This is a genomic window from Flammeovirga agarivorans, from assembly GCF_012641475.1.
Lineage (GTDB): Bacteria > Bacteroidota > Bacteroidia > Cytophagales > Flammeovirgaceae > Flammeovirga > Flammeovirga agarivorans.
This window is the reverse complement of sequence record NZ_JABAIL010000001.1, coordinates 1,063,391-1,087,701: the sequence shown is the minus strand read 5'-3', so window position 1 is coordinate 1,087,701 and position 24,311 is coordinate 1,063,391. Positions and strand designations below refer to the sequence as shown.

24 protein-coding genes are annotated in these 24,311 nt (G+C 34.1%); 8 read left to right on the top strand and 16 right to left on the bottom strand.

Annotated features, from left to right (window positions below; translation table 11 throughout):
* The 4 genes from HGP29_RS04455 to HGP29_RS04440 form a co-directional block, all read right to left on the bottom strand.
* A complete protein-coding gene (locus HGP29_RS04455) occupies nt 1-1,359 on the bottom strand; it encodes a glutamine synthetase family protein (protein WP_168881142.1) in 1,359 nt (452 codons plus the stop codon).
* Nucleotides 1,360-1,519: 160 nt separating this feature from the next.
* On the bottom strand, nt 1,520-1,873 hold the full coding sequence (locus HGP29_RS04450) for a carboxymuconolactone decarboxylase family protein (protein WP_168881141.1): 354 nt from the start codon (nt 1,871-1,873) through the stop codon (nt 1,520-1,522).
* 56 nt (nt 1,874-1,929) lie between these two features.
* Nucleotides 1,930-2,415, bottom strand: coding sequence for a DUF417 family protein (locus HGP29_RS04445; protein ID WP_168881140.1), 486 nt, complete (start codon nt 2,413-2,415; stop codon nt 1,930-1,932).
* Nucleotides 2,416-2,431: 16 nt separating this feature from the next.
* Nucleotides 2,432-3,013: a TetR/AcrR family transcriptional regulator gene (locus HGP29_RS04440; protein ID WP_168881139.1), complete on the bottom strand. Its 582-nt coding sequence runs from the start codon at nt 3,011-3,013 to the stop codon at nt 2,432-2,434.
* Nucleotides 3,014-3,839: 826 nt separating this feature from the next.
* Here HGP29_RS04440 and HGP29_RS04435 point away from each other — a divergent pair.
* On the top strand, nt 3,840-4,538 hold the full coding sequence (locus HGP29_RS04435) for a DUF2490 domain-containing protein (RefSeq protein WP_168881138.1): 699 nt from the start codon (nt 3,840-3,842) through the stop codon (nt 4,536-4,538).
* A gap of 70 nt (nt 4,539-4,608) precedes the next feature.
* On the opposite strand, the gene HGP29_RS04430 is transcribed toward HGP29_RS04435, so the two are convergent.
* Nucleotides 4,609-6,168 carry an arylsulfatase gene (locus HGP29_RS04430; RefSeq protein ID WP_168881137.1) on the bottom strand — a complete coding sequence of 520 codons (1,560 nt, stop codon included), beginning with the start codon at nt 6,166-6,168 and terminating at the stop codon, nt 4,609-4,611.
* 322 nt (nt 6,169-6,490) lie between these two features.
* On the opposite strand from HGP29_RS04430, the gene HGP29_RS04425 reads away from it, so the two are divergent.
* Both HGP29_RS04425 and HGP29_RS04420 read left to right on the top strand, forming a co-directional pair.
* On the top strand, nt 6,491-6,658 hold the full coding sequence (locus HGP29_RS04425; protein WP_168881136.1) for a hypothetical protein: 168 nt from the start codon (nt 6,491-6,493) through the stop codon (nt 6,656-6,658).
* Between the two features lie 95 nt (nt 6,659-6,753).
* Complete coding sequence (locus tag HGP29_RS04420) at nt 6,754-7,320, top strand: YceI family protein (protein ID WP_168881135.1); 567 nt, start codon at nt 6,754-6,756, stop codon at nt 7,318-7,320.
* 413 nt (nt 7,321-7,733) lie between these two features.
* Here the strand turns inward: HGP29_RS04420 and HGP29_RS04415 are convergent, their stop codons facing one another.
* The 11 genes from HGP29_RS04415 to bcp form a co-directional block, all read right to left on the bottom strand.
* Nucleotides 7,734-9,380: an AMP-binding protein gene (locus HGP29_RS04415; RefSeq protein ID WP_168881134.1), complete on the bottom strand. Its 1,647-nt coding sequence runs from the start codon at nt 9,378-9,380 to the stop codon at nt 7,734-7,736.
* A 226-nt stretch (nt 9,381-9,606) separates the two neighbouring features.
* Entirely contained in the window at nt 9,607-10,506 is a 900-nt protein-coding gene (gene mmuM, locus HGP29_RS04410; protein ID WP_168881133.1) for a homocysteine S-methyltransferase, read from the bottom strand.
* A gap of 89 nt (nt 10,507-10,595) precedes the next feature.
* Complete coding sequence (locus HGP29_RS04405; protein WP_168881132.1) at nt 10,596-11,180, bottom strand: hypothetical protein; 585 nt, start codon at nt 11,178-11,180, stop codon at nt 10,596-10,598.
* Nucleotides 11,180-12,160: a Smr/MutS family protein gene (locus tag HGP29_RS04400; RefSeq protein ID WP_168881131.1), complete on the bottom strand. Its 981-nt coding sequence runs from the start codon at nt 12,158-12,160 to the stop codon at nt 11,180-11,182. Before HGP29_RS04400 ends, HGP29_RS04405 begins: the two co-directional genes overlap by 1 nt.
* A gap of 5 nt (nt 12,161-12,165) precedes the next feature.
* Nucleotides 12,166-12,888, bottom strand: a complete 723-nt coding sequence (locus tag HGP29_RS04395) for a carboxypeptidase-like regulatory domain-containing protein (RefSeq protein ID WP_168881130.1) — start codon at nt 12,886-12,888, stop codon at nt 12,166-12,168.
* Nucleotides 12,885-13,487: a ribonuclease HII gene (locus HGP29_RS04390; RefSeq protein WP_168881129.1), complete on the bottom strand. Its 603-nt coding sequence runs from the start codon at nt 13,485-13,487 to the stop codon at nt 12,885-12,887. The genes HGP29_RS04395 and HGP29_RS04390 overlap by 4 nt, the downstream gene beginning before the upstream one ends.
* 133 nt (nt 13,488-13,620) lie before the next feature.
* Nucleotides 13,621-14,841 carry a peroxiredoxin family protein gene (locus HGP29_RS04385; protein ID WP_168881128.1) on the bottom strand — a complete coding sequence of 407 codons (1,221 nt, stop codon included), beginning with the start codon at nt 14,839-14,841 and terminating at the stop codon, nt 13,621-13,623.
* Nucleotides 14,842-14,972: 131 nt separating this feature from the next.
* Nucleotides 14,973-15,989: an ABC transporter ATP-binding protein gene (locus tag HGP29_RS04380; RefSeq protein ID WP_168881127.1), complete on the bottom strand. Its 1,017-nt coding sequence runs from the start codon at nt 15,987-15,989 to the stop codon at nt 14,973-14,975.
* Between the two features lie 153 nt (nt 15,990-16,142).
* Entirely contained in the window at nt 16,143-17,270 is a 1,128-nt protein-coding gene (locus HGP29_RS04375) for a PAS domain-containing sensor histidine kinase (protein ID WP_168881126.1), read from the bottom strand.
* A 213-nt stretch (nt 17,271-17,483) separates the two neighbouring features.
* A complete protein-coding gene (locus HGP29_RS04370; protein ID WP_168881125.1) occupies nt 17,484-18,326 on the bottom strand; it encodes a transketolase in 843 nt (280 codons plus the stop codon).
* Nucleotides 18,327-18,395: 69 nt separating this feature from the next.
* Entirely contained in the window at nt 18,396-18,845 is a 450-nt protein-coding gene (bcp, locus tag HGP29_RS04365; RefSeq protein WP_168881124.1) for a thioredoxin-dependent thiol peroxidase, read from the bottom strand.
* A 76-nt stretch (nt 18,846-18,921) separates the two neighbouring features.
* Here bcp and HGP29_RS04360 point away from each other — a divergent pair, with 76 nt between their 5' ends.
* The 5 genes from HGP29_RS04360 to gdhA are packed head-to-tail and all read left to right on the top strand — an operon-like array spanning nt 18,922 to nt 24,269.
* On the top strand, nt 18,922-20,034 hold the full coding sequence (locus tag HGP29_RS04360; RefSeq protein ID WP_168881123.1) for a glycosyltransferase: 1,113 nt from the start codon (nt 18,922-18,924) through the stop codon (nt 20,032-20,034).
* A gap of 46 nt (nt 20,035-20,080) precedes the next feature.
* Entirely contained in the window at nt 20,081-20,335 is a 255-nt protein-coding gene (locus HGP29_RS04355) for a hypothetical protein (protein ID WP_168881122.1), read from the top strand.
* Between the two features lie 22 nt (nt 20,336-20,357).
* On the top strand, nt 20,358-21,632 hold the full coding sequence (locus tag HGP29_RS04350) for an ABC transporter permease (protein WP_168881121.1): 1,275 nt from the start codon (nt 20,358-20,360) through the stop codon (nt 21,630-21,632).
* Between the two features lie 20 nt (nt 21,633-21,652).
* Nucleotides 21,653-22,879, top strand: a complete 1,227-nt coding sequence (locus HGP29_RS04345; protein WP_168881120.1) for a PP2C family protein-serine/threonine phosphatase — start codon at nt 21,653-21,655, stop codon at nt 22,877-22,879.
* A gap of 46 nt (nt 22,880-22,925) precedes the next feature.
* Nucleotides 22,926-24,269, top strand: a complete 1,344-nt coding sequence (gdhA, locus tag HGP29_RS04340; RefSeq protein ID WP_168881119.1) for an NADP-specific glutamate dehydrogenase — start codon at nt 22,926-22,928, stop codon at nt 24,267-24,269.
* The last annotated feature ends 42 nt before the right edge of the window (nt 24,270-24,311 follow it).

The window sequence follows — 24,311 nt, the reverse complement described above, 5'->3', positions numbered from 1 at the left end:
TTATATGATTTCAAAATAACGTTTCGTTTCCCAATCTGTTACTGTATTCATAAACCTTCTCCATTCCCATTCTCTAGACAGGGTGAAATGTTCTACAAACTCTTCCCCAAATAGTTCTTTTGGTAGTTCATGATTTTTCATTGCTTGCGTCGCGTCCCAAAGATTAGCGGGCAGTGTTCCATACTGGGTTTCTTTATAGCCATTTCCAATCGTTTGAGGAGTATCAAGTGATAATTTGTTTTCGATACCGTATAGTCCTGCTGCTAAACAAGCAGACATTGCCAGATATGGATTAACATCTGATCCCACTACTCTGGTTTCTAATCTTGAAGACTTTTCTCCATGCGGCAATGCTCTAAGAGCAGTAGTTCTATTATCAACAGCCCAAGTTAATGTTGTTGGAGCCCACGCCCCTTCTACAAGTCTTTTATAACTATTTATAGTAGGTGCAAGCATTGGTAAAATAAAAGGCAGACAAAACAACTGGCCGGCCATATAGTGCTCCATTGTTTTGCTAATATTATCTTTATTTGAAGCGTCAAAGAAGAGGTTTTTCTTTACTTCAGCATCCCATAAACTCTGATGGATATGTCCACTACACCCTGGTAATTCCATATTTTGTTTGGCCATAAAACTAGCCATCACTCCATGTTTATAAGCGATTTCTTTTACTGATGTTTTAAATAAAGTTGCTCTATCTGCAGCTTCAACGATATTGGTATATTGTATGGCAGCTTCAAAGACACCTGGTCCAGTCTCAGTATGTAGTCCTTCTAATGGAATATTAAAGTCTTCCAATAAATCAAAAAGGTCATGAAAAAACTCACTATTCTCTGAAGATCGGAGAATTGAATAGCCAAACATCCCTTCAGTTAGAGGTGTTACTTTCTTAAAGTCTTTTTCGTAAAGTTCTGATGACGATTGACGATAATTAAACCATTCAAATTCTTGAGAAAAAACTGGTGAAAAGCCTAGTTCTAAAGATTTTGCCTGAATACGTTTCAATAACGCTCTAGGACCAACAGTTTCCTCGTCTTTATTTTCTCGACTAAAATCAGCTAGAAAAAAAGGAGTTTCATTCTCCCATGGGATTTGTCTAAACGTTGTTACATCGATTCTTGCAGGCATGTCCGGGTAACCTGTATGCCAACCTGTAACTTTAACATTATCGTAGGATTCATCAACCATATCCCAACCAAATACAACATCACAAAAGCCAAAACCAGATTCTAAAGCTGATATAAACTTTTTGATATGCATGTACTTTCCTCTTAAAACACCGTCGATATCAACAATAGCTACTTTTACTTTATTGTGCCTGCTATCTTCTAGTAAATCTATTACTTCTTGTTTAGTCATTTAGGGTTAGTTTTGGGTGATTTTATTGTAGTTTCAGCTGAGAGAAGTAATGGTCATTCATCCAATCACTTCGATCATATTAATAAATTAAGAGTTTTTAGGCAGAAAAAAAAGAGGCATTCATGACGAATACCTCTTCTTAATATCAATAGATACAATATTATTGATTTTCTTTTTCTTCAAACAAAGCTTCTAAATATTCAACAGCTCTTCTTAAGTGTGGGATCACTATTGTTCCTCCAACAACGTTTGTTACAGCCATTCCTTCTATTACTTGTTCTTTTGTATATCCTAACTCAATACATTTCTCAAGGTGGTATTTTACGCAGTCATCACAACGTAAAACTAGAGAAGTAGTTAAACCTATCATCTCTTTAGTTTTTGCATCCAATGCACCATCTTGATAAGTAACGGTATCCAAGCTATAGATACGTTTAATTACTTTATCCGCATTCTCAAGCACTTTCTCGTTTTGAGCAGCTCTACGGTCTCTATATTCTTTGAGAAGATTCATTTATCTCTAATACTTATTTTTATTTACCTTGATAAAAGTATTCCCACAAAATAATTTTATGAGAATTGATATTTAGTGTCAACTACTTTTGATTGTTTTTGTTCTAAAGCAGCGTATGATTCTCCGAAACTCCACACAGAAAAACCTAAAAGTAGTAGGTCCTTAAGTATAAAACCGTTTGGAACATACATACCGTCCACTAATTTAAACATCCCTGGAGTTGTGGCTAAAAATGATAATGTGGCTACAAAAGTAACGATTCCTACAAAACTTCCAACTACACTTGCCCAAGGAGAGAATGGTCTGGCAGCAATAGCTATTGCAGTAATGATTTCAACAGTTCCAATCATATTAGATACTTGCTGAATGGTCATAAATGACAACATCCAACTAAACAAAGGACTGTTTTCGATAAGGTCTAAAATCGCTTGTGCTTCAGCATTGGTAAATTTAAATATACCGTACCAAAGTAAAATTAATACGAGTCCGTATCGGGAAATTTCGATCCCGACATTTTGGGTTAGTCTAGAAATGTTTTTCATGATAATGGTGTAGTGTTTATTTGATGATTTTTAGGTGAAAATTAATCATTTGTAATAATTCTTGTTTGTCTGTGTAGATACGTCTAGAAATATTTATTCCGTTCCAAAAGTTAATCAAGTACTTAGCAAGATCAGATGCGTTTTCAGTAGATGTCAATACTCCTTTTTCTTGTTCTTGAGTGATTGTTTTTTCAAACAGTGATTCCAATTCTCTAAGGAAACCTGCTGCTACATCTTTTGCTTCATCATCTTTACCTGTAAATTCCATTAACGTATTTCCTAGAATACACCCTTTACAGTTTTCATCATAAGATGAATCAACAATACCAAGAAACAATCCTCTAATTACTTCTATAGGCTGTTCACTATTCGTTAAAGCCTCTTCAAATCCTTGTAAAGCTTTTCTTTCCATATGATTCAACCCTGCTAGAAATAACTGCTTTTTTGATTTAAAGGTATGGTATAAACTGCCCTTGTTTAAGTTGACTTCTTTTAGAAGAGCTGTTGTACCAGTTGCTTCATAACCATTCTCCCAAAAAAGATTGATTGTCTTATCTAATACTTCCTCTTGATTAAAAATTTTTGGTCTACCTGCCATTGTGTTTTTATTATTACACTACAAATGTAAATTAGTTGACCGATAAGTCAAAATTAATTTAAAAAATTTTTGACAACATGGTCAAATAACTTTTTTCCTACCTTTTTGGCGTTCGTCGTAAATCTTAAAAGGCATGGTTAAGCAAAGAACGATACAAATCGCTTGAAAAATCAAAACAGCTTCTTTTGAGAAGTTTATCTGAGGAATCACTACATATGAAATCACTACTACCGATACAACTGATAGCAATAAAATCGTGTAATATATGTTTATCTTTTTCATAAGTTTAATTTACCTAAATAGCTGATGTAGGATAGTTTATGAGTAAATATAACAATAAATACTCAACAAAACACATCTTACATAAGGTCAGATATTGAAAAATAACTATTCTACCTCAATAATTACATATATAAGATTTTATATAAAAACATTAAAAAAATTCTATTCAAAATAAGATTAATGACATACTGTTTTTGTGGTTTATGCTTGATGTTAGAAGAAGAAAAAAACAGAGAATTTTAAATTTTATAATTTTTTTTTCAAAAAAGCGGTGACATTCTAAAAAGCTAGATATAAGCAGTTGTGTGTCTTTAGACAGATATACCTAATAATTAGTAAACCAAACAATCTCAATTTAAAAATTACTACACTGATACTACTTCTATTAATTTATCATTCTTACAAGGATTTATAAACAAAGTACACAACCAACTACCGGTCTTGTAGTCTTACAGGAAAGGTATGTCTAAATAATACTTGTGCTCATTGTTAAATCACTTCAGAGCCTTGTAAGGAATATCTACTAAGCAAAAATCTAAATAACATGAAAAAAGTTTTGATTACACTGATCCTAATCTTAGGGTCTATAACAATATATGCACAAAATGATGGGCAATGGGGAGGATTATATTTAAAAGCCAGAATAAGCGATAAATTAGGATATTACGGTGAACACCATATTCGATATACGGATGAAGGAAATGGTTTCTACCTTCATAAAAGTTATAACAGAATGGGTCTGAATTATTTTGTCAACGATCATTTTGATATTGTTGTTGGACCTGCAATTATCGGAAAGTTTAATCAAGATACTGGTTATGGTGAACAGGATCCTTATGATCAGACTACATTAATGGAATACCGTATTTGGCATCAATATTTATATCATCATTACATTGGTAGAGCTAAAATTTACCATCAGGTGAGAATAGAGCATAGATGGGAAGATAAAGTGGATTACACAAAATACAGTAATAGGTATAGATATAAACTGTACGCATATATTCCTATTAATAATAAGCATATGTCTCCAGGTACATTCTTTGTTTCTCCATCTGTAGAATTATTTATGCAAGATAACCATACTCATAGTCTTGAAGATTTAAGGATATACAATGCTATTGGATATAAGTTTAATGAAACGACTAGTTTCACTGCCGGACATATGTGGACCTACAATCAAACGGCGACAAGTAATGTATTTAGATTTAGCTTATATATCGATTTTGATCTTAGGAAATAAAAAAATGCCCTTACACTTTGCATAGTGTAAGGGCATAAAATCAACATTATTCAAATTCTTTCAACTATTTCTAGTTTTTAGGAGTTCTATCCATCATTTGATATAACATCTCTTGCATTTTACCAGGAGATAATAATTCAGGACGTTGTCTTGGAGGGAACGACTTGAATGACATAAAGAATTCTCCTAACTTTTCTTTTGCAGGAACGAATAACCACATTTTCTGTCCGTACCATTTTAAGTACATACCAGAGTGATCTGCCATTTCGTATGGATCTTGACCTAAGTTATAAATTCTTGGCCATGATAATGCAAATCTGTGACCTGAGAACCACATATCAGGACCTTCACCTTCTTGGATGATGAAGTGGATTTTCCAATCATTCCAACGCATCGCTTGGATCATACCATTGTCAGCTACATAGAAGAAAGTATCTCTTCTTGATTTCTCCTCTTTACCAGTGAAGTAATCCCATTGGTTGTAACCGTCTAAGTGTACTTTGAAAGTAGACTCTTCACCTTTGTAACCAGTTTTTAAAGTTTCTTTTAAGTCATCTTTACCTGTTACAGCGGCATATAATGTAGGCATCATATCTTCATGAGAAACAATACCATTTAATTTACGACCAGTTTCTTTGATACCGTTAGGGTATTTGATTACGAAAGGTACTCTTACACCACCTTCCCAAGTAGATCCTTTTTCACCACGGAATGGAGAGATACCACCGTCAGGCCATGTCATTTTTTCAACACCGTTGTCTGTAGTGAAAATTACGATCGTGTTATCTTCAATACCTAAACGCTCTAAAGTTGATAATAATGTACCTACTTGATTATCTAATTCAGTCATACCAGCTCCATATAAACCGTAATCATGAACTAATTTTTTAGATTCCTCAGTTAAGTGAGTGAAAACGTGCATACGAGTTGAGTTGAACCATACGAAGAATGGTTTGTCGTCTTTTACAGCTTTCTCCATGAATTCGATTGAAGCATCCATGAATTCAGCATCTACTGTTTCCATTCTTTTCTTGTTCAATGGACCTGTATCAGAGATACGTCCGTCTGCATACGAGTGAATTACACCTCTTGGTCCATATTTTTTCTTGAACTCTGGATCTGTAGGATATGCTGGATCTTCTGGCTCTTCTTCTGCATTTAAGTGGTAAAGGTTACCGAAGAATTCATCGAAACCGTGATTTGTAGGTAAGAATTCATCTCTATCACCTAAGTGGTTTTTACCAAACTGACCAGATGTATAACCAAGTGGCTTAAGAATCTCAGCAATTGTAGGATCTTCTTTTTGGATACCAATTTTAGAACCTGGCATACCGATAGTAGATAAACCTGTTCTTAATGGAGATTGACCAGTGATAAATGCAGCTCTACCAGCAGTACATGATTGTTGAGCATATTCAGAAGTTAATACCACACCTTCTTTACCAATTCTATCAATATTTGGCGTTTGGTAAGCTAACATGCCATTGTTATATGTTGAAATGTTACCATATCCAACATCATCGCCCATGATTACAAGAATGTTCGGACGTTTATTTTTCTTTGATTTTTGTGCAAAAGTAGCACCACTAACAAATGTTAGTAACGATAAAATAAGTAAAACTTTTCTCATTATTAATTGATGTTATGGCCTATTAAATAGGCGTATCTATTCGTTGATAGTATTTTTTGAGCCTGCTCTCATTGTCGACACAACAAAGTAAAAAATATAATTTTGTTTTATATCAAACTATTAAAATTGATTAACAAAGAAACATCAAAAAAAGTAATAGAGAAATCGACACAATAATCATAAACAACTAACAATGTATCAATTAATGTCATTTATATAGAAATAGATTATAGTGACATAAATATTATTGATTTTACAAGAGAGGATAAAAAACGTAATTTTGAGGCATCAATTAATAATAACACTTTAAACAATAATCACTATGAGCTCTTATAAAGACTGTCCTAACTGCTGGGGTTACCAAGAATATGTTACAGAAATCGAGTCACAAAACATTAACCCTGATAATCATAAAAAAGAACAAGTAAATGTATCAAAAGTGTTTTCAATAAAAGGCAAAGAGGTGACAAAACACTATGACGATGAATAATGTTAAAAATTGTAAAATATTGAGTAATTTGTTTGAACAAATATTTTCTATACATATGTTTGCATAAACAAATTTAAACGAAACACTTATACATTATGAAAAAGTTAAGTCTTACACTTGGTATTTTATTATTTGCTTTCGCATCTACATTCGCTCAAAAAATCTCTCCAGATCAATCTGAGGTAAAATGGACAGGTTACAAAGTAACTGGACAACACAATGGAACTGTAGCTGTCAAAGGTGGCGAATTAAAAGTAAAGAAAGGTGTAGTTAAAGAAGGTACTATCGTTATTGATTTAACATCATTGACTTCTTTAGATCTACAAGGTGAATGGCAACAAAAATTAGATGGTCACTTAAAAAGTGCTGATTTCTTTGATGTTGAAAAGCACCCTACAGCAACATTTACTTTAAAAGAAGTAGCTGTTGATGGAGATGTTCACAAATTAAAAGGTGACTTAACTATCAAAGGAGTTACTCAGGAAGTAGCTTTTGATTCAAAATTAAAATCTGAAGGTAAAAAGCATACTTTAGAAGGAAAATTAAAAATTGATAGAACTAAATTTGGTTTAAAATATGGTTCTGACTCATTCTTTGACAACTTAGGTGACAAAGCAATTGCTGATGAGTTTGATATCGATTTCAAAGTACAAACAATATAGGGAATACATACACCCAAATCAATCATCTAAAACCGATCTATTGCACAACAATAGTTCGGTTTTTTTGTTTGTACAAACTAGTAAAAGACGTACTATTCTGAATAGAATCCTTTTTTATTTCGAGTAATTGAATTTGCTCTTCAAGTTCTTTGATTTGTTTTGATTGTTCGGTCTCAAAAGTGATACCTTTAAAGTTGCACGAGCCAAAGAATAGACAGATCGAGAGATAGTATAATAGTTTCATAGTTACAGGTGTCGATTAAAAATTCTACTATAAAGACAACAGAAAAAATAAAAGGTCACCTCTGCACTCATTTTTTTTCAAAAAAACTTAGATTATTCTTCCTCAATAGGTTATAGAGCAGAATAAACACATAAAAAAGGCCTACAATATGATTTGTAGGCCTATTATTTTATTCAAAAATAACCGTATCGTTTTTACTAAACCACTCACTGTAGTATGGTTGGTGTATTTTTTCGAGGTTATTTCTCTTCAATTTCAAAGTAGGCGTTAACAATCCGTTATCGATTGTCCAATCTTCTTTCATGACAATTGCTTTTGCAATTTTCTCATAATTAGGCAACGTCGGGTTAAGACTGTTTAATGAGCTCTCTACTGATGCTCTTAATGCATCTTGAGACAACTCTTTACCCGTTTCAGAAGGTACTATCAAAGCAATTGGCTGTGGAATTCCTGTACCTACAACACAAACTTGCTCAATATCTGGATTATCAGATAATGGAAGTTCTAAATGGTTTGGAGATATGTATTTCCCTTTGTCTGTTTTGAATTGATCTTTTACTCTACCAACAATAGACAAATAACCATCATGATCATATTCACCTAGGTCTCCTGTTTTCAAGAACCCTTCTTCATCAAAAAGCTCTGCAGTCTTTTCTGGTTCTTTGTAGTAACCTAATGTCAAACAATCACTCTTTAAGCAAACTTCTCCTTCACCTGAAAGCTTTGTTTGGATATGATCATATTTTTGTCCTACTGTTCCAATTTTATTTTGGCCTGGGAAGTTCATATGTGATACACATACATCTTCAGACATTCCGTAACCTTGGTTTACATCCAAATCTAATTTCTTAAACCAATGCTGTAGATCAGGAGAAATTGGTGCGGCTCCAGAGATAACAGAAACTGCTTCTTGTAAACCAAGAGCACCTACAATTTTTTTCTTGATTACAGAATTAAGAATTGGAAGCTTTAATAAAAAGTCCAATCTATTCTGAGGCATCTTCTTAAGAATACTTTCTTGGAATTTCTGGAAGATTCTTGGTACAGCAAAGAACATGTGTGGTTTCGCTTCTGCCAAGTTTGCTGGGAATGTTTCAATAGACTCAGGGAATGCTATTGAACCACCTAAATATAAACCAATAAATTCGTAAGCTGCTCTTTCTGCAATGTGTGCTAATGAAAGGAAAGCAAAGAACCTAGGGTTTTTCGGTAATGAAAAATGATGCTCAAATTCTTTTACTGCAAATTCAACACTTCCATATTTATGCATCACTCCTTTCGGGTTACCTGTTGTACCAGATGTATAAAGAATGGTCATTAAATCATCCGACTTAGGTTTGAACACCTCTTGTAATGGTTGATTTTTTTTCACCAACTCATCCCATCCATATTGTTCATTGACACCATGCATTTCAATTCCAATTCTAGGAATATCTACTGCATCTACTCCTTCTTTCTGTGAAGCATAGTCATCTAATTTACCCACAAACACTGCTTTTGAATCACTGTGTTCTAAGATTAACTTGATGGTATCTTTATCGGTAGTAGGATAAATTGGAATACTTACACACCCTGCCATTAGAATAGCAAGATCTGCCATAATCCAGTGTGAACAGTTTTTAGATAGAATAGCAACATGACTACCTTCTTCGATGCCAAGCCCTTTGATAGCAGATGCCATTTTTCTTGCTTGTTCACCTGCTTCTTGATAGGTTACTGTAAGTTTTTCACCATGAATGTTCTGATGAAGGAATGGAAGGTTAGGTGTGTTTTTCTCCCATTTTTGGAATGCGTCTAAAGCCGAAATAAAACTCATGCTTGTATTGAGTGTCTAATTTAAAGTGTTGATGTAATGCAAATTAAGAATAAAGTAAGTTTGATTTGAATTAATGATCCAAAACCAAACTATCACATAAAGCAGTCCTTAAAATGCAAATATTTTGCAATATTAACAAATCTTAATTTTGAAACGGCAAAAATTAGGCTATGGTTTTACAAAAATATTAAGCACTTCAATTCTATTAGAAATTTGATATTATTTCTCAACTTAATCCTTTTTTCATGGATGATATATGGTCTGGCCCCATCTGACAGCACCCTCCTATTACATTAGCTCCTGCTTTTTTCCATTGTTTTGCCATAAATTCACAGCCTAAAGGTTCTGCAGTTCCTCTCCATTTTTTCTCATTTGGATCATAAACTAGTCCTGCATTTGGATAAACTATCACTCTTGTTGATAATGTTGTTGAAGTAATATCTTGGATTAATTCAAGGATAAATTCAGGTTTTGTACAGTTCACTCCAAAACCAAATAAGTTCTTTTGATTGCTTAAATACTCCGCAACCTCTTTGATAGGTGTTCCATCATTCAATTCTCTCTCATTTTTACAGGAAACTGTAATCCATCCTTTATGCTGTGTTGTTGACAATAAGCTTGATATCGCTTTTACCTCATCAAAACTCGGTATAGTTTCAAAAGCTAACAGATCTATTTTAGTATGGTCTATTACCTTTACTCTTTCGGTGTGAAACTCAATTAAATCTTTAATAGATAAAGAATAATTTCCTCTGTATTCACTACCATCTGCCAAATATGCTCCATAAGGTCCAATGCTTCCTGCAATCCAAATTTGCTTATCGCTATTATATTTTTGATGGTACACCTTTCGAGCTTCCAAAGCCAATGTCGTTGACTTCTCCAACAACTCTATAGCTTCTTGGTAAGTATAACCTTGCTTTTCCCACCCCTCAATTGTTGATTGATAACTTGAAGTAATAATAATATCTGCCCCTGCTTCTAGATACAAAAGATGAGCATCTATAATCGCTTGCGGGTTTTCAATTAATAATTTTGCCGACCATAATTCATGGTTCAGGTCATATCCAAGGTCTTCCAATGCATTAGAAAGTCCACCATCCAACAGTAAAGTATTTTTCTCCATAAAAAAGTCCCTTTATTATTTTACTAACAAAGGGACAATTAAGTCATTCTCTTTTCTCTATCTAAATAAGGCTAAGAAAAAGTGACTATTTATTTTTTTACACTCCCCCAAATCAATAGAGGAATACCGATTACTGCCAAGCCTAAACAGATGTAAGTTAACCAAGTTCCTCCTTCTTCCAATAGAGTAAGATAGTCTGGCAAAGTACCAACATAGGCGTACTTAACATGTACCTCACTATTAGATTTTTCTCCAAGGGCAATAATGTTTACCCCTTTTTTTAAACCTAACCATTGTATTGGTGCATTCGATTGTGTTTTCTCATCTAATAGAATATGAGCTACTTTTTCTCCTCTCCAAGGAACATCTTCAAAAATTAAAGTTTCGATACCTTTTGGTGTTTTCACTTTAATGGGTTGAAGCTTCGTTTCTACAGACTTAAAACCATTGTGTTTTCCAGCGCCCGTAAATTCTTCCTTAGAAGCTAATACCAGAAAGTCAACCACTGTTGGGTTATCATCTGCGACTACTCCTTCAACAATATATTTATTCTCAGAGCCTTGTAATGCTTCTGTGAGGTAATCCGATTCTTTGGACAGTTTAGGCTTACCAACACCATAAAGTGTTAGAGCAATTCCGGTAAGAATAATTCCTATAACTAATCTAACATTCATTATTTTAGCTTCACATAAGTTGCCCCATAACCAAATTTTTCCTTTCTGGCATCTTCATAATAATCTACATCATTATGCTTAGAAAGTCGTTTTTGGATCTCATTTTTCAATTTACCACTTCCGATACCATGGATAAAAGTGATATGATCCATTCCAGTAACAATAGCTGCATCTAATTCCTTTTCAAAATGAAGAATCTGCATGCTCAATGTAGAGTTTCCCATATTTGGGTCTAACCCTAATGCTTCAGCATGTAAATCGATTTCTGATGCCGGCTTCTGAACAACTTTTTCTACCTTTTCAACTACAGCACTTTTATCAAGAATACCATCTTTTAGTTTTGATGCATCTACTTCTGTTAACGCTTGAACGTCTAATTGAAATACATAACCATCTGCATTCATTCCAGGCACTTCTTTTTTATTATTAAAGAAAGTTGATGCTTTGAATCTTAACTTTTTAACTAATGGTTCATGATTAACACTTGGACCTGAATAAAAGAATAAAGATTGAAAAACATAAGCTGGCCATTCTTCAAAATTCTGTAATGATACTTGATCTACTTTTAATTGAGTTCTTGTATTTAGTACTCCAGCATGCACCCCTTTGTATTCCCCTTTTCTTTCCGTACCAAGTACAAATGGTATCGTAAGATCTGAGTTATTACAAACGTAAACATCTAAAATTTTATCATTTTGATGAACAAAGGCAATAAATAAACCTCTTTCTGAAATTAGTGGTAATGCTGCTTGAGGTCTAGCTTTTAACTTTTTCTTTTGTGATGGAACAACCACTCTTTCTTCTTCTTCAACGCTTCCGAATTCATCAGACTCTACTTGAGAAACAATGGCTAGGTCTCCCTCAACAAAATCCATTCTGAAACCATCTACCTCAACTTCTATAATATTATTCTTCTTGAAGCCTACAACAATACCATCCATGTTGTCATGTAAACTTCTTACTTTATCTCCAATGTTCATTTTTCTTAATTTACTGTTTTAAAATACATTAAATGAGGCCCGTACTGAGCCAGCATTTGTGTAGAGGATACAGAAATAATATATAATCCATACCTAATCTGATCATCAAGGTCTTGAATAACGATATATGAACCGTTTCCTACGGGAGCAAAACTTCCTGTAAAATTATCGTCTTGGCCTTCTTCACAGTTCAGTGAGTCACTTAGGTATTCAAAATTACCATTACGATAAAATACCCATTGATCGTCCTGAATACATTCTGGTACTTCTATTTCTTCTTCTGTTGTCACCTCTATCATTTTATACACCTGCCACTTTTTACCGTTTGTAGCCGTTAAATGTGTAATAAATGAATCCCATATAATTACTGTGATAGAATTCCTGTAACCAATTTCTGTGGCAACTACTTTCACTGAAGTATTTACTAAGAAATTATTCTTTTCAATGCCCTCTTCTTGGTTGGTATATGAAGCCGCTACGTAATAGGTACCTGAATCCAGATTAAGGAAAAAAGCTAAACCGTTTTCATCTGTTTGCTGAGGTACAGATATAGGATTTATCTGATCTACGAAGTCTTCTTCATTACCATAAAGAATAACATTACCACCAGCTACTTCTTTACCTTGTTCATCTCTTACCTGTACATATAAATCCCCATATGGAGTAGGTTTTTCACATGCAAAAGATAAAAAAAGTAGAAGTAGGTATATATGAGATCTTATTTTCATGAAAAGTCTATTGTCTTTTGTTCTGGCAACAACTTAAAAGAATTTCTATGCCATGGCGTTGTTCCAAATTCTGCGATAGCTGCCCTATGTGCTTTGGTAGGATAACCTGCATTTTTTTCCCAACCGTACTGTGGATAATCTTCAGAAAGTTTCTCCATCAGCATATCTCTATGAGTTTTTGCTAAAATTGAGGCTGCTGCTATACTCAAAAACTTTCCATCACCTTTGACGATACATTCATGTTCAATTCCTTTATAGGGCCTGAAACGATTACCATCAATCAATAATAATTCTGGCTTCTCTTTTAACCCATCTACACATCTGTGCATAGCGGTAAATGAAGCTTGTAAAATATTAATTTTATCTATTTCTTCTGCCTGTACCTCCACTACTTTATAATCTATGGCTTCTTTAAGAATTACTTCTCGAAGTTCCATTCTTTTTTTGGCAGATAGTTTCTTGGAGTCATTTAAATCTGGATGAGAAAAGTCTCTTGGTAGAATTACTGCAGCTGCCACTACTGGCCCTGCCAAACATCCTCTACCTGCTTCATCTAATCCGGCTTCTATTTTATCTTCTGTAAAACTTGATGCTAACATGGGGCAAATATCGTTAAAAAAGAAATATTATACATGGAGTGAAATTGCATTTATTTCAGTTTTCACTAAAAAACAAAAATCGAAGTCCTACACCTATGTATTACTTCGATTTTTGTTCTCCTATATCTCTAATTTATTTAGAAGTTTCATGCTCCATCAACAAGTTATTGACGAGAGAAGTAAACTCACTAATATGTTCTTCGTAATAATGGCCTGTACTTGGTCCGGAGAAACCTGTGTGTATTTCTCTCACTTCTCCTTTTTTATCTAAGATAATCGATGTTGGGAAAGACATGATCTTATTTAACATCGGTAAAGATTCTGAAGCTTTAGAAGGTGTACCTGCATATAAAATATCGTAACCTATATTCAACTTACGCTTCATACGATTAATACGCTTGTATGCTACTTCAGGATCTTCTGATCTTTCATAAGACAAACCAATCACTTCAAAATCTTTATCCTTCATTTTTTCATAGAAAGGAGCCATAAACTTACTTTCATCCAGACAGTTTGGACACCATGAACCCATAATTTGTATCACTACTACCTTGTTTTGGTATTTTGGATCATCTAAAGAAATCGTGTCTCCTTTTTCATTTTGGAAAGTAAAACTCACCTTATCATACCCTTCTTTTAGATGAGTTAAGGTTTTAGGGTCAGGTAGCTCTGCTCTATTATCTTTAATTCCTTGCCAAGTTTTTGTTGATTTCTGACCTGACCACATTTTACCATTTAGAAGTCTATTTCCCTCCAACTCTGCTTCAAATCTTAAGATATGAACTCCGTCAAATGATGATAAAAACATCTTGTTTCCATCTACTTCGCCTTCCAAATATCTATAGTCTCCAGTTGCCGTAAGGAATGTCCCTGTAAGGTAATCTCCACTTTGATTAAATAAACCAATGGCATCGGTCTCACCCAACTTCACTGCATAGGTTCCTGTATAATTTACCGTTGCTTTCTCATAATCTACAAAACGAGGAGCTTTGCCTTTCTCTGCAATAAATGGTAATCGGTAAGCCCCTTTTCTTAAAAATTGACCTTTTAAAGTCGTATCACTTTCTTTTACAATGATTTCTGCCTCATAGATCAATAATGGTATATGCAATGAATCGTTTTCATAATAACTGTCATCCAACCTCATTCTTTCATCTCCATTAATGATTGTCCAAACTTGGTCTTTGCCTTCTCCTTCCACTTGAAGATAAAAAGGTACTTCCTTACCATGATCATTAACAATTAAAGCTCTCCAGTTGGATACTTTTAATTCCTCCTTCACCTCTTTTGTAGGGCTTGAACATGATATAGAAATTATGAAAATAGATACTAATAGTAGTCTGATAAAATGCATTTTGTTAGGTTAAATATTGAATAAGTTAGCGTATGATTATCTCTAGTATAGAAGAAAATTACAGGAAAAAGGTTGGAATACGTTCCTGTAATTTTCTATTTATCTTTTGTTATTTTTTGGTCGTAATGGAACTAGTCATCTAATTTCCACCACTCTACATTGTCTTTTAGAATAATGCTTCTTTTTTCTCCTAATTGGAAAGTTGAGAAACTATCATGATGTACCCAAATATGACACTTATCAGATACTTTCCATTCTCCGTAACTCGCATTTCCAAAATAATCGATATGTATTAAAGTAGCTTCATGAGCTCCTTCAACAGCATCCACAACCTTTACCCATTCTGGTCTTGCCATATAATGTCCCTTTTCAACGTTCACATCAAGGTCTTTTAATTGATCTGAAGTAAGAACATTACAATGAGGGAAGAAATGTGCAGCATACCTGTTTAATGGTTTTTTGTAGATTTCTTCAGGTGTAGCAATTTGAATAAGTTGACCTGCTGACATCACACCAATTCTATCTGACATAGAAAGTGCATCATGTGTATCATGCGTAACAAATACAACAGAAATATTTGCTTCAATTGCAATATTTTTCACCATTCTTCTTAGATCACTTCTCAGTGCCATGTCTAAGTGAGAAAATGGTTCATCTAGTAATAACACAGGAGGTTCATCGGCAATCGCTCTTGCAATCGCTACTCTTTGTTTTTGTCCACCAGATAATTCTTTCGGACGTACATCCTTATAGTCTTCTAGTTGACAAATTCTTAAGAGTTCGTTTAATCTATATTCTTGATATTTTTTACTTGATCTTCTAATTGGGTATTTAATATTATCCGCAACAGTCTGATAATCAAATAAATTATAATCTTGTTCTACTAATGCTATTTTATCATGACCGGCTAACAGTCTTTCATGAGGACCTAAAATTCTTTCTCCAAAGATATAAGCTGATCCGCCATCAGGTCTCATTTGTCCGGATAATAGTTTTAAAGTTGTTGTTTTTCCACACCCGCTTCGTCCAATAAGTGCAAATACTTCACCTTCCTTTACATCAAAAGAAAGATGGTCTACAGCCATTTTCCCTTCTTCGTAAGATTTACTGAAGCCATCTACTCTTAAAATAGTTTTCTTTTTTGACATATAATTCTTCGTTTTTCTGCTGCAAAAATAAACGAATTATTTTAAAGGAAGTAAACAACAACTCCCGAAGGTGAAGAATTAAAGGGGATTTAATAAAATGAAGATTAAATATAGTAATTCAAGTTTATCTGATTCTGGGCAATATTAGTAGTATTAGTATTTTTTTGTAAGTGTAAAACAGAATACACTTCCGTTTTTATCACTATGATCTAGCCATATTCTTCCTTTATGGAGCTCAACAATCTTTTTACATTCCGCAAGGCCTATTCCGGTACCTTCAATATTGGTATGTACTCTTTTAAAGATTGAAAAGATGCGTTTTGCATGACCTTTCTCTATTCCAATTCCATTATCAGTAATACGAAACAGCCAAAAATCTTCTTGTTCGTCTACTTCTATTTTAATTACGGGCAATCTTCTCCGGTTTTTAAATTTAATTGCATTGGAAATTATGTTTTGAAATAACATATGTAACTCTATTTCAAAACCATAAACTACAGGCAACTCTGGACAGTAAATTTTCACTTTTTCATTTTCTATCCTTAAACACATATCATCAAGCACATTCTTCATGATATTGTTTAGATCCACAATTTGGAAGTTTCCTTTTTTACCAATTTTACTAAAATCAAGAATGCTATGAATCAACTTACTCATTCTCGTTGTACTCCTTTTGATGTACTCATAATATTGATTGAGTTGATCATTTTTTTCATCACACTCTTCATAAACAAGGTCTAGAACTCCATCTATATTTCTCACAGGTTCTTTAAGATCATGCGATACGATGTAAGCAAATTGCTCTAATTCCTGATTCTTTTGTTTTAGCTTGTCAATTTTATCTTCAAGTTCTTCATTCGCTTGTTGTAATGAAGTTTCAAGATCTGTGATCGTAGAAATATCACGAAGACAAGAGTTACTAAAGAGTATCTCTCCATTATCGTTTCTAATCGCCTCAGAACTTAGAAGCACAGGAATCGTTTTTCCTCTTTTAGAGATCAGTTTTAATCGTTCATTTTGGAGAAATCCTTGTTCAGCAAATTTATTGACTAATTGAGAGACTTGTAAGTGGCATGATGGGTGATATATTTCATAAATACTTTTATTGCTTCCTTCTCCTTTCTCGTACTCCATCATTCTCTCAAAGGTTGCATTACATTTTACCACTGTAGCATCAAATGGGTTGATTGATACTAACATGTCTGGAAAAGTATTATAATATATATCGAATTGGTTTGTCAGCACATTTTCCAATGTCTGACTCTTTTCAGCAAAACTCATTGTTACCGTTACAGTTTAGTAAGAATTATTAGTTTATATAATAATACTAATATCTATAACAGCTGACTAATAATTATCTGAATACTACAACATTATCTTTTCAAAAAACAATAATATAAACTACTGACTTTCAATCTATAAATAGTACAAAATAAAAAAGCCTGTCGATTGTAAATGCAAAGGACAGGCTTTTTATTTTATTGCTTTTTGTGATTAGTAATCACCTAAAGTCTCTTCTAATTGAGATAAAGCTGACTCAGTTTGCTCAGCATTTGGAGCAACACCATGCCACTTGTGTGTACCTACCATAAAGTCGATAGGGAAGCCCATCTCAGTTTTCATGATAATCATGATTGGCTTACCATTTCCAGAAAGCTCTTTTGCTTTCGTAATAGCGGCATCCAATTTTTCCATATCGTTACCATCAGCTACGATAGTTTCCCAACCAAATGCTTTATACTTCGCTTCAATATCGATTAAGCTTAATACGTCTGATACGTCACCATCAATTTGACGGTTATTGTAATCGATCACACCAATTAAGTTATCAATCTTGTTATGAGCAGCATACATTGCAGCTTCCCAAATTTGACCTTCTTGTTGCTCACCATCACCCATTAGACAGTAAACTAACTTGTCATCGTTGTTAAGCTTTTTAGTTAACGCTGTACCCGCTGCTACTGAAAGACCTTGACCCAATGAACCTGAAGCCATACGCACACCTTCTAAATGCTCATATGGAGTCGGGTGACCTTGTAATCTTGAATCGATTTTTCTATGAGTAGCTAACTCTGATACAGGGAAATACCCAGCTCTAGCCAACGTACTGTAAAAAACAGCTGAAATATGACCATTTGAAAGGTAGAAAACATCTTCACCTTTAGCATCCATTTTGAACTCTTTGTTGTGTTCCATGTGCTTGAAGTAAAGAGCAACAAATAAGTCAGCACAACCTAGTGCACCACCTGGGTGACCGTTTCCTGCTGCGTTAACCATTCTAACGATATCACGTCTCACTTGGGACGCTACTCTTTTCAATTCTGCAATCTCTGCCATCTTTTTTGACGTAAGCTATTGTTTTATGTATGATAAGGATTTCTCCTTAATTTTTTTCCGAATGCAAACTTAATTAATTATCTGATTAGTATGCTCTTTAGTCTTCACCTTTTTTATAATGTCCGTTAAATTTCCTTCTTCATCGATTACAAAAGTGGTTCTAACTGTCCCCATATACTCTTTTCCGAATGTTTTTTTCAATTGCCAAGTACCGTATAAATTGTGTACTACGTGTTCAGTATCAGCAATTAGAGGGAATGGAAGTTCATGTTTTGCGATAAATTTTTGGTGTCTTTCCGCAGAATCAGTACTTACACCAAGCACTACATATCCTTCAGCAAGAAGTTTTTCATAATTGTCCCTTAAATCACAAGCTTGAGCTGTACAACCAGGAGTCATATCTTTTGGATAAAAGTATAAAACAACTTTTTTCCCTTTAAACTGAGAAAGAGTAATCTCATTTCCATCCTGATCTACACTTTTAAAATCAGGTGCTTTTTGTCCTATTTCTAATGACATTTTCAATGCTTTTAGATGATGTAATAATTTCTTTTACAATATTGCATCTTTCATCAAACATAGACAAACACATCTATTGGAAAATATCTTTTTTATTCTTGTAATCATTTATATTTTTGGACTACTTCAATTAAGATTACGATGGAACCGAAATTATCCTTATGATTTAGATACACCTATTGAAGGTGCTTCAACAGATGTTACTGTCGTCATTGCAGTTAGAAACGAGGAAAAAAACATTCCTCAACTTATTCAGTCCTTAAAAAATCAGACCTACAAGTATATAAATTTCATTATTGTTGATGATCATTCCACAGATCAATCTTATACACTACTTCAGTCTTTTGAATCTGAAAGATTAAAAGTTTATCGTCTCCCAAGTAAACTATCAGGAAAGAAGCAAGCTATACGACTTGCTGTAGAAAAGGCAAAAACAAAGCTGATTATCACCACAGATGCTGATTGCCTTCATCATCAGCATTGGGTCAATCGATTTGTCTCTGCACATAGGTTAACTGGTGCAAAAATGATTTCTGGTCCTGTTCGATTCCAAAATGGGAATTCTCTATGGGAAAAAATATTAAATGTTGAATTTTCATCATTGATCATCACAGGAGCTGCTAGTATACGCAGAAAGAGAGCCAATATGTGTAATGCGGCTAACCTATGCTTTGAGAGAAAGGCTTTTTTATCACAAAACAACTATAAAGAGCATGCACATATTCCAACTGGTGACGATGAGTTTTTCTTACATCAGCTTGCTCGAAACAACCCAAATCAAATCATTTTTCTTAAAAATAAAGAATCCATTGTCAATACACCTCCACCAAATAATCTTAAGACATTCATTGAGCAGAGAGTACGTTGGGCAAGTAAGTGGAAGCACTATAAAAATAGAGGACCACAACTAACGAGTATCTTTATTTTTCTATTTCATTTATTTTTTTACCTTTCAGCAGCTTCAACATTCTTTTTTAATGGTAATTTAATGCTCTTTTTTGTTACTTTTATGCTTCGAATTGGAATAGAGCTTTACTACTTGAAAGGAATATTAAAATGGCAAGGAGATCAAAATAATCTTTGGCTTGTGCCTATAATATCAATTTTCTATCCTTTATATGCCGTTATTATTGGTTTAATGGCTACTTTCTCAAATTATACATGGAAAGATAGAAAATTTAGTGTTTAATAGACTTTTTACTATTTTTGAGTGAGTAAAGCAGAATTATTTTTTTATGACTGAAGAAGAATACCTTGTTCTTGATGAATTATATTTTGTCACTTCTTTTGACAACTTAAAGCAAGAAACAAATTTGAGTGAGGAATCACTTAAACTGACCTTAAAAACAACTATTGAAAAAGGTTGGGTAAGATGTTTTAACAGCCCAGAAGAAGAAATAGAAATCACTATGGATGATTTTGAAGAACATTATACTTCTTTTTTTTATTTGGCATCAAAAAAAGGTTTATTCGCACACAACGCTCAATAACCAACGGATCGAAAACGCATAGATGAGTATATACGAAGTACATAAGTCACCTTCTCACTTCATCAAAAAGAGATTTCAGAAAAACAAACCTGCTGTAGTTTCAACAATATATATTATTGCTTTGAGCTTTGTTGCAGTGTTGGGTTATCTCATTATGCCCGATGATTCGCATTTCGCTAATGACGGCTTACTTGAAGTACCCAAGAAACCTCCAATGTTTACAGTGAAGGTTTTAAAACAACGCAAAAACATACATATTCCTACACCTTCAGTTTTTGAAAAAATTATAGAAGGTGAAGAAAATCGTTATCAAGATATTCCAATTGTAGGTGATCCAATAATTGAAAGAGACTCCGTTTTCTTTATCGTCTACCCTGGCTTGGAAAAAAGATCTTTACATACAACCACTCGCCTAGAATTAAGTTTACCACTGATTGATGTTGTAAAATCAATTTATGCATCACCTTCACAAAAGCTTGGTATTAACTTGGCTCACAATTATGTCATTCGAAAAGATGACGTGATATACCTAGATGGATTACAGAATGTTAGGACCGTCAGTAAACAAGAACTTTTGAATGAGTTCAATGAGAAATGTTTGCAAATGCGCACATTTGTTTTGGGTACCGATAAAATTGGTCGCGATGTCCTTAGTAGACTAATTTTCGGCACAAGGGTATCCCTGACCATAGGTTTTATCTCGCTGATTATTTCACTTAGTATTGGTATATTAATAGGAGCTACTTCAGGTTACTTTGGAGGAGTGATTGATAGAATTGCAATGTGGTTAATGACCATCACTTGGTCTATTCCTGCTATTATGTTAGTAGTTGCTGTTCGCCTTGCCATCCAAAGTGAAGATATATGGGTCACATTTGTAGCAGTTGGTATTACAATGTGGGTCGATGTGGCCAGAGTTGTAAGAGGGCAAATTCTTTCTATAAAACAGAAAGACTATATCGAAGCAACTAAAGCATTAGGCTTCTCCAACTATAAAATCATTATGCACCATATTTTACCCAATATTTTGGGGCCTTTAGCTGTAATATGTGCATCAAATTTTGCTTCTGCGATCCTTATTGAAGCAGGATTAAGTTTCCTAGGTTTAGGAGGACCTCCAACTATGCCATCTTGGGGAACAATGATTAAAGAGGGTTTAAGTGAATTAACCCCTACCGGACATTGGCATCTTATTATTTTCCCTTGTCTTGCTATTAGCCTTACTGTTTTGGCTTTTAACTTGATTGGAAATGGGTTACGTGATGCCTATGATCCACATTCAAATTCGAACAATTAAGACAATTTATATTAACAACAATGGCGAATCCTGATCAAAAGCGCTTAATGCTAAAAGAAATGCAATTAGAATCTCTTTTTGAGACTATAAGTGCCATTAACGCCAATAAATCTGAAGAGGATTTATATACTATCTACAAACTTACATTATCGTCTAACCCTAGTATCACCAATCTTATTCTGTTTGTAATCGATGAAGAATCACAAGAATTTGAGAGGTTTGTTAACTATGGTTCGCATGACCATGATGAAACTGTCAATTTCCCAAAAGCATTTAAAGATTATATCAGTACTACAAATATTATCAATCATCCTGATGGATTTGAAAAATTTGATACTATCATACCAATCAAACATAAAAATGAAGTATTGGCTTATGCATTGGTAGGTACTGCAGATCAACATAGTGACTTTATTGACCAAGGTTTTACAGAAGCTTTAAGTAACATTATACTTGTAGCGATAGAAAATAAAAAGCTTGCTAGAAAAGAAGAAAAGCAAAAGGAAATGAAGAAACAATTAACAATTGCTTCTCATGTTCAGACAATGCTTTTCCCAAAAGAATTACCTTACGGGAATGATGTTCCTGTTTCGGTACATGCAAGTTATATGCCTCACCACTCTATTGGAGGAGATTACTACGATTATATTCCATTATCAGACACCAAGTTTTTAATGTCTATTGCTGACGTTTCGGGTAAAGGTGTACCTGCAGCAATCTTGATGTCCAATTTCCAAGGAACAATTCGAGCAATGGCAAGAAGAGGTACTGATTTGGAAAGTATAGTACATGAGGCCAACTATCAGATTTTAGAAAGTGCGGAAGGTGAAAATTTCATCACTGCTTTCTTTATGGAATATGATATGGAGACATCCAATCTCCGTTTTATTAATGCTGGACATAACCCTCCTTTTCTATACCATAAAAATAAATTCTCTAGGTTAGAAGATGGTACAACAATATTAGGTTCTTTTTCTGAATTACCTTTCTTAGAAGTCGGAGAAATTAATAACTTGCAAGAGTTCTTCGTTTTTGGCTTTACAGATGGCTTTACGGAGACTTACAATGACGAGGACGAAGAGCTAGGAGATGACAAATTAGAGGAATTCCTTACTGCTAATATTGATTTTCAGCAGAAAGAAATGCACAAAAATTTGATCGCTCTATTAAACACTTTTAAAGGTCACCAAGCCTATGCAGATGATATAACTTTATTATCTTGTAAGGTGGATCTTTCAAAAAAGTAGGAAATAAACACATATATTAGAATTATTACTAACCATTATTAGTTAAATGCAAAAGCTCGAATTACAAAGCTTCATGCAGGGTCTTGTAAGAAGAAACCCTGGGCAGCCTGAATTCCATCAAGCAGTGGAAGAAGTAGCTGAGAAATTAATTCCTTTCATCAACGAAAACCAAAAGTATTTAGACGCTAGAATCTTAGAGCGTATGACAGAACCCGATAGAGTAATCAGCTTTAGGGTAACTTGGCAAGATGATGAAGGTAGCATTCGTGTTAACCGTGGACATCGTGTTCAGTTTAACGGAGCTATTGGTCCATACAAAGGCGGATTACGTTTTGACAAATCTGTTACTCTGGGTACACTTAAATTCTTAGGGTTCGAACAAGTACTAAAGAACTCATTAACAACACTTCCGATGGGTGGAGCTAAAGGTGGTTCCGACTTTAACCCTAAAGGAAAATCTGATGGAGAAATCATGAGATTCTGTCAAGCTTTTATGACAGAACTTTACAGACATATTGGTAAAGACACCGATGTACCTGCTGGCGATATTGGCGTTGGTGGTAGAGAAGTAAGTTATATGTACGGTCAATACCGTCGTATTAAAAACGAATTTACAGGTGTACTTACTGGAAAAAACCTTGCTTTTGGTGGTTCAAATGCAAGAACTGAAGCAACTGGATATGGGTCAGTATATTTCGCTAGAGAAATGCTAGCTGTACGTAACGATGACTTTAAAGGTAAAATTGCTGCGGTTTCAGGTTCAGGTAATGTTGCACAATATACAGCTGAAAAGCTTATCCAATTAGGAGCAACTGTTGTAACAATGTCTGATAGAGGCGGTTTCTTACATGACCCAGAAGGTATCAACGAAGAGAAACTTGCTCATATTCAAGATTTAAAAAATGTTCAAAGAGCTTCATTAGCTGAATACACAAAAAAATATCCTTCTGCAACATATACAGCAGATGCGAGACCTTGGAGTGTAAAAGTTGACTTAGCATTCCCTTCTGCAACTCAAAATGAGTTAGATGAAAACGATGCTGAAACTCTAATGAAAAATGGTTGTATCCTAGTTTGTGAAGGAGCGAACATGCCTTCTACAATTGGTGCAATTAAGGTATTTGAAAAACATCACATCATGTATGGCCCAGGTAAAGCAGCCAACGCTGGTGGTGTTGCTATTTCTGGTCTTGAGATGACACAAAACTCTATGCGTTTACAGTGGAGTTTTGAAGAAGTGGACGAGAAGCTTCAAGATATTATGAAGAAAATCCACTCTAAGTGTGTAAAATACGGTCAAGAAGACGGATGGGTAGATTATGTAAAAGGTGCTAACATTGGTGGCTTTGTTAAAGTTGCTGATGCATTATTAGCGTACGGAGTAATCTAATCTTTCTATTAAAGAATAAATAATTAGGCCATCTATTTTCAT